The sequence below is a fragment of the Cellulomonas sp. HD19AZ1 genome (genome assembly GCF_004535805.1).
GTDB classification, from domain to species: Bacteria; Actinomycetota; Actinomycetes; order Actinomycetales; family Cellulomonadaceae; genus Cellulomonas; species Cellulomonas iranensis.
In genome coordinates, this window is record NZ_SPHX01000006.1 from 104,638 (window position 1) to 120,077 (window position 15,440).

General features: G+C 72.6%; 14 protein-coding genes and 1 tRNA gene. 4 read left to right on the top strand and 11 right to left on the bottom strand.

Features of this window, described 5'->3' with window-relative positions:
• Positions 1 to 91: 91 nt before the first annotated feature.
• The gene (locus E4A51_RS13740; RefSeq protein WP_046529940.1) at positions 92 to 424 is read right to left on the bottom strand and encodes a hypothetical protein; all 333 of its coding nucleotides are present in this window, start codon (positions 422 to 424) and stop codon (positions 92 to 94) included.
• A gap of 380 nt (positions 425 to 804) precedes the next feature.
• Positions 805 to 1,440, bottom strand: coding sequence for a uracil phosphoribosyltransferase (upp, locus tag E4A51_RS13745; RefSeq protein WP_087510596.1), 636 nt, complete (start codon positions 1,438 to 1,440; stop codon positions 805 to 807).
• A gap of 297 nt (positions 1,441 to 1,737) precedes the next feature.
• Between upp and E4A51_RS13750 the strand changes: the two genes are divergently transcribed.
• Positions 1,738 to 2,160 (top strand): nucleoside deaminase, encoded by a 423-nt coding sequence (locus tag E4A51_RS13750; protein ID WP_134852245.1) that lies wholly within the window; start codon positions 1,738 to 1,740, stop codon positions 2,158 to 2,160.
• A 120-nt stretch (positions 2,161 to 2,280) separates the two neighbouring features.
• Here E4A51_RS13750 and E4A51_RS13755 read toward each other — a convergent pair whose 3' ends face one another.
• Complete coding sequence (locus tag E4A51_RS13755) at positions 2,281 to 3,150, bottom strand: Sir2 family NAD-dependent protein deacetylase (RefSeq protein ID WP_134852113.1); 870 nt, start codon at positions 3,148 to 3,150, stop codon at positions 2,281 to 2,283.
• Positions 3,151 to 3,267: 117 nt separating this feature from the next.
• On the opposite strand from E4A51_RS13755, the gene E4A51_RS13760 reads away from it, so the two are divergent.
• Positions 3,268 to 3,357: transfer RNA gene (locus E4A51_RS13760), tRNA-Ser, on the top strand.
• A gap of 95 nt (positions 3,358 to 3,452) precedes the next feature.
• Here E4A51_RS13760 and E4A51_RS13765 read toward each other — a convergent pair.
• The 6 genes from E4A51_RS13765 to E4A51_RS13790 form a co-directional block, all read right to left on the bottom strand.
• Positions 3,453 to 4,976 carry an FAD-dependent oxidoreductase gene (locus E4A51_RS13765; RefSeq protein ID WP_134852114.1) on the bottom strand — a complete coding sequence of 508 codons (1,524 nt, stop codon included), beginning with the start codon at positions 4,974 to 4,976 and terminating at the stop codon, positions 3,453 to 3,455.
• Positions 4,977 to 5,076: 100 nt separating this feature from the next.
• Positions 5,077 to 6,375 carry an ABC transporter substrate-binding protein gene (locus E4A51_RS13770; protein WP_062101187.1) on the bottom strand — a complete coding sequence of 433 codons (1,299 nt, stop codon included), beginning with the start codon at positions 6,373 to 6,375 and terminating at the stop codon, positions 5,077 to 5,079.
• Positions 6,376 to 6,461: 86 nt separating this feature from the next.
• Complete coding sequence (locus tag E4A51_RS13775) at positions 6,462 to 7,358, bottom strand: carbohydrate ABC transporter permease (RefSeq protein WP_134852115.1); 897 nt, start codon at positions 7,356 to 7,358, stop codon at positions 6,462 to 6,464.
• Positions 7,351 to 8,292 (bottom strand): carbohydrate ABC transporter permease, encoded by a 942-nt coding sequence (locus E4A51_RS13780; protein WP_046531067.1) that lies wholly within the window; start codon positions 8,290 to 8,292, stop codon positions 7,351 to 7,353. The genes E4A51_RS13775 and E4A51_RS13780 overlap by 8 nt, the downstream gene beginning before the upstream one ends.
• A 21-nt stretch (positions 8,293 to 8,313) precedes the next feature.
• On the bottom strand, positions 8,314 to 9,180 hold the full coding sequence (locus E4A51_RS13785; RefSeq protein ID WP_134852116.1) for a dihydrodipicolinate synthase family protein: 867 nt from the start codon (positions 9,178 to 9,180) through the stop codon (positions 8,314 to 8,316).
• Complete coding sequence (locus E4A51_RS13790) at positions 9,177 to 9,884, bottom strand: GntR family transcriptional regulator (RefSeq protein WP_070320592.1); 708 nt, start codon at positions 9,882 to 9,884, stop codon at positions 9,177 to 9,179. Before E4A51_RS13790 ends, E4A51_RS13785 begins: the two co-directional genes overlap by 4 nt.
• Positions 9,885 to 10,052: 168 nt before the next feature.
• Here E4A51_RS13790 and E4A51_RS13795 point away from each other — a divergent pair, with 168 nt between their 5' ends.
• Both E4A51_RS13795 and E4A51_RS13800 read left to right on the top strand, forming a co-directional pair.
• Positions 10,053 to 11,090: a LacI family DNA-binding transcriptional regulator gene (locus E4A51_RS13795; RefSeq protein WP_134852117.1), complete on the top strand. Its 1,038-nt coding sequence runs from the start codon at positions 10,053 to 10,055 to the stop codon at positions 11,088 to 11,090.
• 155 nt (positions 11,091 to 11,245) lie between these two features.
• Positions 11,246 to 12,883 (top strand): fucose isomerase, encoded by a 1,638-nt coding sequence (locus tag E4A51_RS13800; RefSeq protein ID WP_134852118.1) that lies wholly within the window; start codon positions 11,246 to 11,248, stop codon positions 12,881 to 12,883.
• Between the two features lie 114 nt (positions 12,884 to 12,997).
• On the opposite strand, the gene E4A51_RS13805 is transcribed toward E4A51_RS13800, so the two are convergent.
• Both E4A51_RS13805 and E4A51_RS13810 read right to left on the bottom strand, forming a co-directional pair.
• Entirely contained in the window at positions 12,998 to 14,023 is a 1,026-nt protein-coding gene (locus tag E4A51_RS13805) for a 5'-nucleotidase (RefSeq protein WP_134852119.1), read from the bottom strand.
• Positions 14,024 to 14,367: 344 nt separating this feature from the next.
• The gene (locus E4A51_RS13810) at positions 14,368 to 15,360 is read right to left on the bottom strand and encodes a LacI family DNA-binding transcriptional regulator (RefSeq protein ID WP_240696494.1); all 993 of its coding nucleotides are present in this window, start codon (positions 15,358 to 15,360) and stop codon (positions 14,368 to 14,370) included.
• Positions 15,361 to 15,440 lie beyond the last annotated feature (80 nt).

A 15,440-nucleotide genomic window follows, 5' to 3' on the forward strand; every position in this document is an offset into this window, starting at 1 on the left:
GTGCGCTGCCGGGCCGGGGCGGAGTCCCCCGACCCGGTGCCGGCCCGGCAGCGCGTGTCCTCGCCCGGCGTCCCCCGAGCCGGCGAGGACGTCAGGGGGTGCCCGGTGCGTCGTCCTCCACGGGCTCCAGCAGGCGCAGGTGCGAGATCCGCTCGCCGATGCTGCGGACGTCGCCGGTCGTGCCGGGCACGAGCGACAGCGCCGCGAACGACTCGGCGCCGGGCAGCGCCTCGGACGCGAGCTCGCGCAGCAGGTCGGCGGTCTCGGCGATGTCGGCGGCCGACGCGCGGGGCGTGCCGTCCTCGGCGTCGCCCTCGGGCAGGCTCACGTACAGGACGAACCCGGCGCGGGGCCCGCGCGGCGCGGGCGCCGCGGCGGCGGGCCGCGGGGCGGGGGTGCGGGGGAGCCGTGCGGGTGTGGTCATGGGAGGTCTCCGTGAGGCGAGGGTGACCGGCGGCGGTGCCAGCGGCGGTCGGTGGGTGGTCCGGCGGGTCGGCGTCAGACGCGACAGCGGTGCGGATACCACCCGGACGTGGGTACGCCGGACGTGCGCGTGCAGGGATGCACGTGCACGGGCGTCGTCACGGGACTCACCGGACGATCGTGGCACGGTGCGCACGGTCGACCAAGGGATATCGGAGGCCGTCTCAGGGCGTGGGACTCGCGTGTCGCATCGCGGACGGGCGCGGTCGTGCAACGGAAGCGGACGGACTCATCAGCCGACGGTCGAGGCGGTCGAGTCCCCGAGCGCGCGGCGGTGGCGGGGCGAGGTGGCGCGCAGGCGCCGGGGCGTGGCGCCCTGCGTCAGACGATGCCGTAGAGGCGGTCGCCCGCGTCGCCCAGGCCCGGGACGATGTACGCGTGCTCGTCGAGCCGCTCGTCGACCGACGCCACGACCACCTGCACGTCGGCGCGGTCGCCCACGAACTCCTCGACGACCTTGATGCCCTCGGGCGCCGCGATGAGGCAGACGGCCGTCACGTCGCGCGCGCCGCGCTGCAGCAGGTAGTCGATCGACGCGACCAGCGTGCCGCCGGTCGCGAGCATCGGGTCGAGCAGGAAGCACTGGCGGCCCGTGAGGTCGTCCGGCAGGCGGTTGGCGTACGTGATCGCCTCGAGGGTCTCCTCGTCGCGCTGCAGCCCGAGGAACCCGACCTCCGCGGTCGGCAGCAGGCGCGTCATGCCGTCGAGCATGCCGAGGCCCGCGCGCAGGATCGGCACGACGATCGGGTTCGGGTCGGCGAGCTTGATGCCGGTGGTCGTCGCGACCGGGGTGGTCACCTGCACCTGCGTCGTGCGGACGTCGCGCGTCGCCTCGTACGCCAGCAGCGTCACCAGCTCGTCGACGAGCTGACGGAACGTCGGGCTCGGGGTGCTGGCGTCCCGCAGGACCGAGAGCTTGTGGGCGACGAGCGGGTGGTCCGCGACGTGCAGGCGCATGACCGTCACACTAGTGCGCGGACGCCCCCGCCCGCCGGGACGGTGGTCGGGGGCGACGGTGTCGTTCGTCGCACCCGCACCGGGCCGGGGTGGGCAGGGGCGGGTGAGACGGTGGCGGGCCCGGCGGGCCGAGCGGGACCGGGGTGTGCCGGATGGGCGAGCCCGGGCCGGGGACCATGTGACGGATGCACGACGGGTGCGCGGGACGACGACGAGCGGGAGGTGCGGGTGGACGGGACGCCGGACGTCGTCGTCGGGCCCGCGTCGCCGTACGCGACCACCGCCGACCGCGCCGCGATGGACCTCGCGCTCGCCGAGGCGCGTGCCGCGCTCGCGACGGCCGACGTGCCGGTCGGGGCCGTCGTGCTGGGGCCCGACGGTGCGGTCGTGGGTCGGGGGCGCAACGTGCGCGAGGCCGTCGCCGACCCGACCGGGCACGCCGAGGTCGTCGCGCTGCGGCAGGCCGCGGCCGCGCTGGGCCGGTGGCGGCTCGACGGCTGCACGCTCGTCGTGACGCTCGAGCCGTGCCTCATGTGCGCGGGTGCCGTGCTGCAGGCGCGCGTGCCGCGGCTGGTGTTCGGCGCGTGGGACGACAAGGCCGGGGCGTGCGGGTCGCAGTGGGACGTCGTGCGGGACCGCCGCGCGCTGCACCGCCCCGAGGTGGTCGCGGGCATCGCCGCCGCCGAGGCGGCCGAGCTGCTGCGCACGTTCTTCCGCTGACGGGCGTCCGGCCCGCTCTCATCGCCGAGTGCGCCAGAACGCCACCGAGTGCGCCTGTTGCTTCGACCGCACCCGGTCGCGTTCTGGCGCGCTCGGCGGCCTTGCCGGCGCGGGCGCGGGTCAGAGGGTGGCGGCCAGGGCCTGCAGGGTCTCGGTGGTGCCGGCGTGCAGCACGACGTCGGCGTACCGGTCGCCGCGCGTCTCGCCGCGGTTGACGACGACGACCGGCCTGCCCGCGTCGGACGCGTGCTTCACGAACCGGCGCCCCGACAGCACGGTCAGCGACGACCCGGCGACGAGCAGCGCGTCCGCGGCGTCGACCAGCGCGAACGCCCGCGCCACGCGCTCCGGCGGCACGTTCTCGCCGAAGTAGACGATCTCCGGCTTGAGCACGCCGCCGCACTCACCCGGGCCGCCGTCGGGGTCGGGCTGCCAGCAGGCCTGCACGCGGAAGTCCGCGGTCTGCTCGACCACCGCGTCGGCGTCCGGCGCGATCTCGACGTCCCCGACCACGCCCACGCGCTCCGCGAACCCCGGGTTCAATGCCTCGAGCCGTTCGGCGAGCGCCGCGCGCGGCACGACGCGCCCGCACCGCAGGCAGATCACGCGGTCGTACCGGCCGTGCAGGTCGATGACGTTCCGCGACCCCGCGGCCTCGTGCAGCAGGTCGACGTTCTGCGTGATGACGCCCAGCACCACGCCGCGCGCCTCGAGCGCGGCCAGCGCGCGGTGCCCGCCGTTCGGCTGCGTGCGGTGCACGTGCCCCCACCCCACGTGGTTGCGGGCCCAGTAGTGCCGGCGGAACGCCTCGTCACCCACGAACTGCTGGAACGTCATGGGGGTGCGCGGCGGGGAGTCCGGCCCGCGGTAGTCGGGGATCCCCGAGTCCGTCGAGACACCCGCCCCCGTCAGCACCGCGAGGCGCCGCCCCGCGAGCGTGGCCACCACGGTCGCGAGCGTGCCCGCGCGTGCCGTGCCGGTGGTGCTCACGTCTCCACGGTACGACGCGGGCGGACGCTGCTCGTGGCGGGGTGGCCTGGGTGGCGCGGGGTCCGTGGTGGAGCGGATTGGGTGCTGGGGCTCCGAGCGGGTACTCTCAGTCGCCGAGGTAGCGTGTCCGAGCGGCCTAAGGAGCACGCCTCGAAAGCGTGTGTGGGTGAAAGTCCACCGTGGGTTCAAATCCCACCGCTACCGCCACGGCCGAGGCCCCGGGTCTCTGACCAGCGTCAACGCTGGCAAGAGACCCGGGGCCTCGCTGTTTCCTCGTGCCTCGGCGCCGAGGGCGCCCGACCTCAGAGCCGCGGCGCCCGCCCGCTGAACGTCTCGGCCTCGGCGAGGTACGCGGGCGAGATCTCCCCGGCAGCCAGCGCCGACGAGACGGCGTCGACGGCGAGCCGGCGCTCGCGCTCGACGGCGGCGGGGTCGCGGCGCAGGGACGCGCCCTGGTCGAGGAGCTTCGCCTGCACGTCGCGGTGGTCGACGTCGCGCGGCATCGTGTCGGTCCTCGCGGCGAGGGCGGCGAGCGTGCCGGCGGCGTGGCCGATGGCCATGACGCCGCCCTGCGTGCGGAACGAGCCGTGCGCGGCCTGGTCGGCGGAGATCGCGCGGCCGGCCATGACGAGGCCGTCGAGCTCGACGGGGACGAGCGCGCGCTTCGGCACGTCGTACGTGTCCTCGAGGTCCTGCCACGTGCCGCCGCCCGTGTACCCGGACTTGCCCTTGAGGTTGTGGATGTCGATCGGGAAGTACCCGCGCGACACGACGTCGTCGAACGTGCGGCCCGCGACCACGTCCTCACCCGTCAGCACGTACTCACCGGTGACGTGCCGGCTCTCGCGGATGCCGAGCTGCGTGCCGGTGCCCGCGAGCTGCGCGTGCTCGAACCCGGGGACCTTGCGGACCAGGAAGTCCGACAGCGACATCACCTGGCGGCGTGCGTCGATCTCGGCGCGCGTGAGGGACTCGGCGTCGGTCGCGTCGACGCCGGCGACGCGCGTCGAGTTGAAGTGCAGCACGCCGCGGTGCGTCGTGGTGAGGAACAGGATCGAGTCGCGGCCCAGGTACAGGTCGTCGTCGGCCATGGCCTTGCCGACCATCTCGACGAACCCCTGCCCCACGAAGTGCTCGCTGGGCCGCGGCAGGCGCGGCGAGTAGTCGGACACGGCGACGAACTCCGACGCCCACTCGAAATCCTCGGGGTGCTCGTCCATGTACCGCTTCACGGCGACCGTGTCGACGCCCTCCATGTCGAACATCAGCGTGGCCGGCTGCGACAGGCCCGAGCCGTTGCCGACCGTGTGCTCGGCGCCGGCGCGCGCGGCGACGTCGCCGTCCCCCGTCGCGTCGACGACGACCTTGGCGCGGATCTCGCTGCGGCCGCCCTTGTTCTCGACGACCACGCCGCGCACGGCGCCGTCCTCGACGATCGTGCCCGCGATCCACGTGTGCAGCAGCGGCGTGCCGCCGGCCTCGAGGAACAGCGACATGGCCGACCACTTGTACGTCTCGCGGTCGTAGAAGCACAGGTAGCTGCCGCTGCCGTGCGGGTTGGTGCAGCGGATGTGCCCGGTGCTGCCGCCCGCCGCGACCATGTGCTTCACGAAGTCGTAGGGGATGCCCGCGATGACGCGCTCGTCCTTGAAGTAGAACGGCGAGATCGGGCCCAGCCAGCCGGACGTCGCCATGCCGCCGAGGAACCCGTACCGCTCCACGAGCAGGGTCTTCGCGCCCGTGCGGGCCGCGGCGATCGCGGCGACGAACCCGGACGGCCCGCCGCCGCAGACGATGACGTCGAAGTCGGTCGAGGTGGTGCGCATGGGTGCTGCTCCTTCGCAGGTGGTGCGGGGGTGGTTGGGGGAGAGGGCCGCGTGACGCGGCGCGCCCGGGCCGGCGGTGCACCGGCCCGGGCGCCGCGCGTCAGCCGCCGTACGCGGACGCGGCGGCCGTGAGCGCGGCGAGCGGGTCCTCGCCCTGGAAGACGGCCTTCTGCCCGGCCGAGACCAGCGCCGAGCTCAGCTCGTTGAACCGCGTCGAGGTGACCTCGGCGCGGCCGTGCTCGGCGATGTACTCGCGCCAGCCGCGCAGCTCGTCGGCGTTGCCCAGCGCGGAGAACGCGTCGGTGTCGTACACCGACGACCGCGAGGGCAGCACGCCCGCCTCGGCGAACGCCGTCGCCGACTCGACCGACGTGTAGTACTCGATGAACTTCCACGCGCCCTCGGGGTCGGCCGAGTTCGCACCGATGCCCATGGTCTGGCCGGCCACCGCGGTGGGCAGCGGGCCCGACGCGTCGAACGGCGCGGGCGCGACCTGCAGGTTGTCGCCGATGCCGTCGCCGGCGCGGGCGGCGCCCACGCGCTGCGTGCCCTCGATGGCCATCGCGATGGTGCCCGCGGCGACGCCCTGCACGACGTCGTCCGCGGTCATGGACAGCGCCTCGTCGCCGAACGCTCCCGCGTCGTGCAGGTCGGCCATCATGCCGAGCGCCGCGACGCCCGCGTCGTCGGCGAACACGGGCTCGCCCGCGCCGTCGAGGACCTCGCCGCCGTTGGCCCACGTGAACGGGATGAACTTCTCCACGAAGTCCGCACCCAGGCCCTGGTCGGAGAACCCGATCGCGAGCCCCGTGGTCACGTCCGTCTCGGCGACGAGCCGCGCGGCGACGTCGGCCAGCTCGGCGCTCGTCGTCGGCAGCGACGCCCCGATCTGGTCCAGCAGGTCCTGCCGGTACCAGAGCATCCACGCCCGCACCTCCCACGGCACGGACATCACCTCGCCGTCGAACGTGACGCCGTCGAACGGGAAGATCGAGTCGTCCTTCAGGGTGTCGAGGTCGGCGCCCGCGACGTCCGCGAGCGGCTGCAGCGTGCCCGCGTCGACGTGCGTCGCGAGCTGCGTGGAGTACACGTTGAGGATGTCGGGGCCCTGCCCCGAGCTGGTGGCGCGGATGACCTCGGCGTCGATCTGCGCGTAGTTGATGGACCGGACGGTGACCTCGACGTCGTCCTGGCTCGCGTTGAAGCCCTCGACGACCTGCTTGAGGGCCTTGCCGCGCGCGTCGTCCGACGCGGGGTCGAGGAACGTCCACAGCTCGAGCTGCGACGTGCCGCCGGGCTCGGCGCCGCTGCTGGTGCCGCACGCGGCGAGGGGGACGGTGAGGGCGACGGCCGCCGCAAGGGCGACGGCGGCACGCCGCGCGGTGAGGTGGGTGCGCATGAGTTCCTTCTCCTTTGAAGTGAGTTCTGCGACGAGGTGCGTGCGGTGCCGGTGCGACGGACCGGGGACGGCGGGGCCGCCCCGGTTCACCCCTTGGTCGCGCCGGCGGAGAGCCCGGAGACGATGCGCTTCTCCATGAGGACGAAGAGCAGGATCATCGGGACGACGGTGACCACGACGGCGGCGGTGAGCTGGCCCCACTCGATGCCGTACTGGGACAGGTAGTTGTAGAGCCCCACCGAGACCAGGCGCTTGTGGTCGGAGCTGACCATGGTCGAGGCGATGAGGAAGTCGTTCCAGACGGCGACGAACGCGACGACGGACGCCGCGGCGATGCCGGGCTTCGCGAGCGGCAGCACGAGCTGCACCATGATCCGCAGGTCGCCCGCGCCGTCGATGCGGCCGGCCTCCTCGAGCGACGCGGGGATCGACTGCAGGAAGCCCCGCAGCATCCACAGCACGGTCGGCACCTGCCACGCGGTGTAGACGACGATCATGCCGAGGTACGTGTCGTACAGGCCCGTGCGCACCGCCAGGAAGTACAGCGGCACGAGGATCGCGATGCCCGGGATCATCGACGTCATCAGGATGAGGAACAGGCTCGCGTCGCGGCCGCGGAACTGGAACCGCGCGGTCGCGTAGGCGCCGAGCAGCGCGAGCACGATCGTCAGGGCCACCGACCCGCCCGCGACGACGATGCTGTTGAGCAGGTACCGCGGCACCTGCGAGTCGAACAGCACGGTGGCGTAGTTCTGCAGGGTCGGCGCCGCCGGGACCCAGCCGCCGTCGGACAGCACGGCGCCCTTGCTCTTGAGCGAGGTCGACAGCGCCCACAGCAGCGGCAGCACCGCGAACGCCGACGCGGCGACGAGGCCGACGTACGCGAGCGGGCCGGCGGGCTTGTGGCGGCCCCGCCCGGGCACCCGGCGCGCGGCCGGGCGGGCGACGGGCGCGACGACGCGGGCCGTGGTGGTCTCAGACATCGCGGTCACCTCGCAGCATCCTGATGTAGGCGAGCCCGAAGACGACGTTGAAGACGAACAGGATCACGCTGTACGCCGCGCCCAGGCCGAGGTTGAAGTAGCTGAAGGACTGCTGGTACGCCTCGAGGCTCACGAGCTGCGTCGCGCTGAACGGGCCGCCGCCGGTGAAGGTCAGCACGAGCGTGACCATGTTGAAGTAGAGGAGCGTGAGCATGATCGCGACGACGAACACGGTGGGCGCGATCATCGGCAGCGTCACGGACCGGAACCGGCGGAACGCGGTGGCGCCGTCGACCTCGGCGGCCTCGTGCAGCTCGGCGGGGACGCCCTGCAGCGCCGCGAGCACGAGGATCGTCGCGAGCGGGTAGCTGAGCCACACGTTGACGAGCACGAGCGCGACCATCGCGAGCACGGGGTCGGCGAGCACGTCGACCCGCTGGCCGCCGAGGCTCCCGAGCCCGAGCGGCCCGTAGTCGGGGTTGAGCAGCCAGCGCCACAGCAGCGCGGCGACGGTCTGCGAGATCACCCAGGGCATGAGGATGAGGACGCGGAACACGCGGCGCAGCCGGGCGGGCCGGTCCAGCAGGTGCGCGAGCCCGACCGCCAGCGGCAGCGCCAGCACGAGCGAGCCGACGACGTAGACCATCGACCGGCCGATCATGGCCCAGCCCTGCGCGGTGGCCAGCACGCTGAGGTAGTGCTGCAGCCCGACCAGGTCGCCGACCTGCGTGTACCGCGTCTCGTGCACGGACAGGTTGAGCGCGAACAGGATCGGGAACACGGACACGAGCGCGACGAGCGCGACGGCCGGCGCGAGCAGCGCGAGCGGCAGGCGCGAGGACCGCAGCGACCGGCGCCGGGTGGCGGGGACGGCCGCGGGGGGCCGCGGCGCGCGGGACGGCGGCGGTGCCGTCGGCGGCGTGGTGAGGCTCATGGTCATCATCGACCTCCGGGGTCAGACCTGCGCGACGGCGGGTGCGACGGGGGCGGGACGCGGGTGGCGTGCGGCGGGGACGCGGACGACGGCGGTCCGGAACAGCCCCGCGTCGACGAGTCGCTGCTTGGTGGCGCGCAGGCTGGGCCCGACGGCGGCGACGAGCGGGTCGACGTCGGCGCGCGCCGCGAGGGCGGCGGCACGGTCGCCCGCGCGCAGCGCCTGTGCCTGCCGCAGGAACGGCGCGGGCCCGACCTGCATGACGCCCGAGACGACGCCCGCGCCGCCCGCGTCGAGCACCTCGGGCAGCAGCGCGTCGTTGCCCGAGTAGACGGGCACGTCGTCGGGCAGGGACGCGACGAGGTCGGCGACGTAGCGGGTGCCGGGGACCGACACCTTGACGCCGTCGAGCCCGGCGGCGACGACGACGTCGGCGAGCCGTTCGGGGTCGACGTCGACGCCGGTGCGCGCGGGGAACACGTAGGCGAACAGCTCGTCGTCGCCGTCGAGCACGTCGCGCAGGCGCACGTAGTAGTCGAGCAGCGCGTCGCCCGGCACGTCGGTGTAGTAGGGCGTGACGGCGGCGAACCGGGTGGCGCCGGCGTCGCGCGCACGGTGCGCGAGCGTCACGGCCTGGTGGGTGGACGCGGCGCCGACGTGCGCGAACACGTGCGCGGTGCCGATCTCCTCGACCGCGGCCTCGAGGACGGCGATCCGCTCGTCGTCGGACAGCGCGACGAACTCGCCGGTGGTGCCGGCGACGAAGTGCGCCTCGACGTCGAGGTCGGCGACGTGCGCGAACAGCCGGCGGCAGGACGCGAGGTCGAGCGTGCCGTCGTGCGCGAACGCGGTCGCGAGGGCGGGCAGCAGGTGGGGGCGGGTGCTCATGCGGTCTCTCCGTCCGGTGGGGTCGCGGCGCGACCGGTGTCGAGGCGGCTCAGCGCGTGCACCATGCGGGTGCGCGCGCCGAGCAGGTGTCCCTGCAGCTCGACCACGGCCTCGTCGACGCGCCCGGCGCGGGCGGTCTCGAGGATCGCGACGTGCGACGCGAGCGACGGGCCCAGGTCGACGTCCTCCGCGTTGGTGATCTCCAGCAGGACGGCGAACGTCGGTTCGTACTGTCGCCAGATGTCGAGCAGCCGGCGGCTGCCGGACAGCGCGTAGAACGACGTGTGGAACGCGAGGTCGGCGTGCGCGTAGTCGGTGTAGCGCGCCGCGTCGGCGGCCCGGCGCATGGTGGCGAGCGCGTCGAGCGCCTCGCCCCAGTCGGCGTCGGCCGCGCGGTCGTGCGCGAGGCGCAGCGCGAGCGTCTCGACGGCCTCGCGGATGGCGTAGAGCTCGACGACGTCGTCGGTGGTGAGCCCGGCGGCGAACATCTTGCGACGCCGCACGACGACGAGCCCCTCGGACTCGAGGCGGCGCAGCGCGTCGCGCACGGGGCCGCGGCTGACGTCGAACGACTCCGCGAGGCGGGGCTCGGCCAGGTGGGCGCCCGCCGGGACGTCGCCGGCGATGATCATGCGGCGCAGCCGCTCGGTGATGACGTCGCCGAGGGCGGTGGCAGGCACCGGTTCGAGCGAGGACCAGGTCATGCGACGTTCTCCCTTGAACGTTGCGTCAACTGTTAACAGGTGACTGTAATCGATTACTGGACGGTCGGCCAAGACCCCCGAACCCGCCCGGGCGGGTGAAGTCCGGACCTACGATGTGGCGGGCCCGGCCCGCGCCCCGCGCGCCCGCGGCCCCGACCGAGGAGGACCGTGCCCCGCATCGTCGACGTCGCCCGCCGCGCGGGCGTGTCCACCGCGACGGTCTCGCGCGCGCTCAACGGCAAGCCCGTGCGCCCCGAGCTGCTCGCCGCCGTCACGGCCGCCGCCGCCGAGCTCGGCTACACGCCGGACCGCACCGCGCGTTCCCTGCGGCGCCGGTCGAGCGACGTCGTCGCGCTCGTGCTGCCCGACGTCGAGAACCCGTTCTTCACGGCCGTCGCGCGCGGCGTCGAGGACGTCGCGCAGGCGCACGGCGTGTCCGTCGTGCTGTGCAACACCGACGACGACGCCGCCAAGGAGGCGCGCTACCTGGCCGTCGCGCAGGACGAGAACATGGCCGGCGTCGTCATCGCCGCCGCCTCCGGGCGCCCCGCGCTCGCGCCGCTGCTCGCGCGCGACCGGGCCGTGGTGGCGGTCGACCGCGCCGTGGCCGACGACGTCGACCTCGTGACGTTCGACAACGTCGCGCTCGGCCGGGCCGCCACGCAGGGTCTGCTCGCGCGCGGGTTCCGGCGCATCGCGTGCGTCACGGGCCCGGCCGCCACGAGCACGGCGGTCGAGCGTGCGCAGGGGTGGCGCGACGCGCTCGCCGACGCCGGGCTGCCCGCCCCCGACGACCTGCTGGTGCGCAGCGACTTCCGCGTGGCGGGCGCGCACGACGCGGCGGTCGCCCTGCTCGACCGCGAGCCGCGGCCGGACGCGGTGGTCGCGACCAACAACCTCGGCGGCGTCGGCGTGCTGCGCGCGCTGGCCGAGCGCGGCGTGCCCGTCGCGGCGTCGGCGCACGTGGCGGGCGGGGTGCCCGCGGGGGCGGCTGCGGCGGGGGCAGGGAGCGGCGGCGTCGCGGGGTGCGGCGTCGCGATCGTCGGCGACCTGCCGTTCGCGACGTCGAGCACCGACGGCGTGCTGCTCGTGCCGCTCGACCCGCGCGACCTGGGTGCCGCGGCGGCGCGCATGCTCATGGAGCGCATCCGCGGGCTCGACGTGCCCGCGCGGCGCGTGGTCCAGCGCGTCGCGGCCCTGACCTAGCGGCCGGCCGCCCCACCGGGCCGGGCGGGGGCGTTGCGTCTGTAATCGATTACTGCGACAGTGGCGCCACGGTCCGCGGACGCCGACGACGGCGCACGGACCGCGCGAGCGGGACACCGAGGTCCCGCCGCTGCGTCGCGCCCCGAGGAGTCGCCATGCCCACGTACGTCCTTCCTGAGGTCACCCCTGAGCCGGTTGCTCCGCCGCAGACGGCGTTCCTGGTGGCGTCGGGTGATCTGCGGGAGTCGGCGAACGTCGCGGGGTGGGCGACGCAGGTGGCGTTGGAGCGGGTGGTGACTGACGCGTTCGCGGAGCAGGGGTGGGATCTGGTGCGGGCGAACGGGGTGGATCCGGTGACGGGGCATGGGTTCATCAGCTCGCAGCGGATGGGTCTGGAGGTGTTCGCGAGCGTTCCGCCGGATGCGCCTCTGGTGGTGGCGGAGGCGGTGTGGCAGTACAGCCATCACGTGCTCGCCGGTCTGCGGACTCACCGGGGGCCGGTCCTCACGGTGGCGAACTTCGCGGGGGACTGGCCAGGGCTGGTCGGCCTGCTGGGCCTGAACGCGGGGATGACGAAGATGGGTCGGGAGTACTCGACGATCTGGACGGTCGACGGCACGGACGCGTGGTTCCGTGCGGGGGTCGCGTCGTGGTTGACCGAGTGGCGGATCGTGCACGACGCGTCGCACGTGCGCCCGCTGCCTGCCCTGCCGGACTCGCCCGAGCGGGAGCTGGGGGAGGCGCTCGCGGCGCAGCTGGTGCGGGACAAGGCGATCGTCGGGGTGTTCGACGAGGGTTGCATGGGGATGTACAACGCGATCTTCGACGACGAGCTGCTGAACCCCACGGGGATCTACAAGGAGCGGTTGTCGCAGTCGGCGTTGTGGGCGCAGATGCAGCAGGTCCCCGACGACGTCGCCGACGGGGTGCACGAATGGTTGCTGGACGCGGGGATGACGTTCCGGCTGGGCACGGACGAGGCCACGGAGCTGACGCGTGAGCAGCTGCAGTGGCAGTACAAGATGTACGTGGCGGCGTTGTGGATCGCCGATGACTTCGGGCTGGACGCGGTGGGGATCCAGTACCAGCAGGGGTTGAAGGACGTGTGCCCGGCCTCGGACCTGGCCGAGGGGTTGTTGAACAACGTGGCGCGTCCGCCGGTGCGTTCGCGTGACGGGTCGCGGGTGCTGTGGGACGGGCGGGCGTTGCCGCACTTCAACGAGGCCGACGAGGGTGTCGCGGTCGACGCGCTGGTGACGAACCGGGTGTGGTCGGCGATGGGTCTGGACCCGGCCACGACGTTGCACGACGTGCGCTGGGGCGAGGACTTCGACGGGGACTTCGTGTGGGTGTGGGAGATCTCGGGGTCGGTACCGGCGTCCCACCTGGACGGCGGGTACGCCGGGGCCGAGGGGTGGCGGCAGGACCCGGTGTTCTTCCCCGCCGGCGGGTCGACCCTCAACGGCGTCTGCAAGGCCGGGGAAGTGGTCTGGTCCCGCATCTACATCGCCGACGGGCGTCTGCACGCCGACCTGGGCCGGGCCACCGCGGTGGACCTGCCCGCTGCCGAGACGCAGCGGCGCAAGCAGGCCACGAACCCGGAGTGGCCGATCCTGCACGCCGTGCTGCACGGCGTGACCCGCGACCAGTTCATGGCCCGCCACAAGGCCAACCACCTCAACGTGGCCTACGCCCCCGACGCGGCCACCGCCGACAAGGCCCTGACCGCCAAGGCCGCCATGCTCCACGGCATGGGCATCCAGGTCCACCTCTGCGGCGACATCCAGATCTGACCGCGAGGGTGCATTCCGAGGACAGGGAGAGTGCGAGTGTCTGTGATCAGCACGAGAAGCGCCTGAGTTTGGACACTCGAAGCCGGCTAGGGCTTGGGTCCGGAGCGCTTCAGATTATCCTCTTCGCAGGCGCCTTGCCAGTCGGCCGACAATTGATCGCGCCCGACTGCGAATCGCCGACGATACGCGAGATGTGTCCTGGCTGCTTTTTCCATCATCACCTACATAAGGAACCAGCACGGCCGCGATCTCCTCGGCAACACCCTCGAGATGGTCTAGTTGATCGTCGAAAACAATGTGGGGTCGCAACACCCTAAGCACGCGCGCTTTTTCTATACCGCCAAGAAAAAAGGCGTCGTTGAACTGCACGTCCCAGTCGCGAAGCGTGCGGATTGCGCGCTCGTGAGCTGGCGCCTGTCGTGCCGTAACTAGTGCGATCCGGACGCGCGGGGCGTAACCTGGATCTGAATTATGGCGCTCGATCTCCTTGCGTTGGATCTTCCCGAGGGCACGGACCAGCTGGGCCATCGGGCCTGGCTGGTGGGGCTCAGAGGCGTGACGCACCTCATGCGCGAGGAAGCCCGGCAGTTTCTCGCGGTCGTAGACCTTCTGCGCCTCGAGGTCCGCCAGTACGCCGTCGAAGTCAAATGCGACGCGGAGCGCTCCGGGCGCTTCGTCAGAGTGCTCCTCACTTCTCGCTGTCCTGCCCAGAACGAGTCCGGCTGGGAGGCCGTTCGAGACTGCGCGAGCGACGTCAGAGCGGTTTCCAGAGAGATACAAGCATATGTTCAACTCCTTGATGTAACCCGACGGTGCGCTCCCCTCTGTGAACACCGCACGCTCGATCTTCAAGCCATAAAATGCTAGAGACTTCAGGTGGCGGAGTCCCGTGACGGCGTCATCCTTCGCAAGGAGGATCACCTCCACGAGGGGGTCTCCGGGGGAGAGGTCGTTGAGGCCAAGTAATCTCTCAATAAAGGGAAATGCCGCCCCCTTGGGCATCGGTTTGTCAATGTTCTCATCCTGAAAGGACCTGTATGCATCAATGCTTGTTTTGAAGGCTGCATCCGACTCGCGCAGATCGAAAAGTGCGCTCGGCGCTACGCCAACCACCAGACGGTGATCGAGCTCGTACGGCATGTCGGGTTCCTCCGATTCGCCCATGGCGGGCTGCCGATGTGCTGCCCTCTAACATCAGATATAGCAAACCTGGAGCGCCCAAGTGCCCGAATGCGGCGCGAAGGCAGGTGAATCTGCCTAGATGCTTCCAGAAACAGGAGGGCTCGATGAGCGGCCGGACCTGTGTGCCGGTTCGCTTTCGGTCAGTCCGCTACTCCGCGGGTGACCAGCGGGTCTGCCAGTCCATCGGAAGCAGCTGAGTTGTCTAGTGACATGGCTGCTGGCCTCCAGAGGTGGTCGCTTGCCGTCACACGGGTTATGAAGGATCCGCAGATCCATGGTGCTCCAGGCGCGCTGGTTCACCCTCACCCCGCGCGCGTCGACCCCCGCACCACGAGCGACACGGGGTTGACGACGTGCTCGGGCGGCGCGTCGTCGCCGGACATGCGCTGCTCGAGCAGCCGCATGGCGGTGGCGGCGAGCTCGCGCGAGTGCGGGTCGACGGACGTGAGGCGGGGGCTCAGGAAGTCGGAGAACAGCAGGTCGTCGAAGCCGACGACCTGCACGTCCTGCGGGATGCGCAGGCCGTGCTCGGCCAGCGCCGACATCGCACCGAGGGCGACCATGTCGGTCACGGCGAAGACGGCGTCGAACGGCACGCCGTCCGCGATCAGGGCCGTGAGCGCGGCGCGTGCGTGGCGGACGTCGTAGTCCTGCACGGGGACGACGAGCCGCGGGTCGGCCGGGACGCCTGCGTCGGCGTGCGCCTGCCGCCAGCCGACGAGGCGCGAGTGCGAGATGCCGAACTCGGCGCCGAGCGACCCGCCCAGCACGACGACGCGGCGCGCGCCGTGCTCGAGCAGGTGCGCGGTGGCCAGGCGCCCGCCCTCCTCGTTGGCGAGGCGGACGTGGTCGACCGTGGCCGGCATGGGGCGCTCGCCCAGCACGACCAGCGGGGTGCGGCGGCGGGCGCGCTCGACGTCGTCGTGGTCGAGCCCGACGGCCGAGAGCAGCACGCCGTCGAACATCTGCAGGCGCTGGAACGTGATGGCGGCGCGCTCGGACTCGGTGAGGGCGGACGTGCGCTCGAGCACGAGGTGGCGGCCGGTGGCCTCGGCGAGCACGGCGAGCTTGTCGGCGATCTCGCCGAAGTAGTCGTGCACCGACGGCACGATGAGCGCGATCGTGTCCGAGCGGCCCACGCGCAGGTGGCGCGCGGTGAGGTTGACCTCGTAGCCCAGCTCGTCCGCGACCGCGAGGATCCGTGACCGCGTGGCGTCCGAGACGCGCCCGCGGGCCGTCAGCGCGTTGGACACGGTCGTCACGGTGACGCCGGTCCGCTGCGCGATGTCGCTCATGGTGACCATCGCAACCTCCGCTGGGGATCATGGCAGACGCGCCGCGGGCGGTTGACGGGTTCGACGTCCCGTGACAGCCT

What these genes read in the sequence shown, in the direction of transcription:
- E4A51_RS13740 (WP_046529940.1), bottom strand. Translation starts at nt 424, where the DNA reads ATGACCACACCCGCACGGCTCCCCCGCACCCCCGCCCCGCGGCCCGCC.
- upp (WP_087510596.1), bottom strand. Translation starts at nt 1,440, where the DNA reads ATGCGCCTGCACGTCGCGGACCACCCGCTCGTCGCCCACAAGCTCTCG.
- E4A51_RS13750 (WP_134852245.1), top strand. Translation starts at nt 1,738, where the DNA reads ATGGACCTCGCGCTCGCCGAGGCGCGTGCCGCGCTCGCGACGGCCGAC.
- E4A51_RS13765 (WP_134852114.1), bottom strand. Translation starts at nt 4,976, where the DNA reads ATGCGCACCACCTCGACCGACTTCGACGTCATCGTCTGCGGCGGCGGG.
- E4A51_RS13770 (WP_062101187.1), bottom strand. Translation starts at nt 6,375, where the DNA reads ATGCGCACCCACCTCACCGCGCGGCGTGCCGCCGTCGCCCTTGCGGCG.
- E4A51_RS13775 (WP_134852115.1), bottom strand. Translation starts at nt 7,358, where the DNA reads ATGTCTGAGACCACCACGGCCCGCGTCGTCGCGCCCGTCGCCCGCCCG.
- E4A51_RS13780 (WP_046531067.1), bottom strand. Translation starts at nt 8,292, where the DNA reads ATGAGCCTCACCACGCCGCCGACGGCACCGCCGCCGTCCCGCGCGCCG.
- E4A51_RS13785 (WP_134852116.1), bottom strand. Translation starts at nt 9,180, where the DNA reads ATGAGCACCCGCCCCCACCTGCTGCCCGCCCTCGCGACCGCGTTCGCG.
- E4A51_RS13790 (WP_070320592.1), bottom strand. Translation starts at nt 9,884, where the DNA reads ATGACCTGGTCCTCGCTCGAACCGGTGCCTGCCACCGCCCTCGGCGAC.
- E4A51_RS13800 (WP_134852118.1), top strand. Translation starts at nt 11,246, where the DNA reads ATGCCCACGTACGTCCTTCCTGAGGTCACCCCTGAGCCGGTTGCTCCG.
- E4A51_RS13805 (WP_134852119.1), bottom strand. Translation starts at nt 14,023, where the DNA reads ATGCCGTACGAGCTCGATCACCGTCTGGTGGTTGGCGTAGCGCCGAGC.
- E4A51_RS13810 (WP_240696494.1), bottom strand. Translation starts at nt 15,360, where the DNA reads ATGAGCGACATCGCGCAGCGGACCGGCGTCACCGTGACGACCGTGTCC.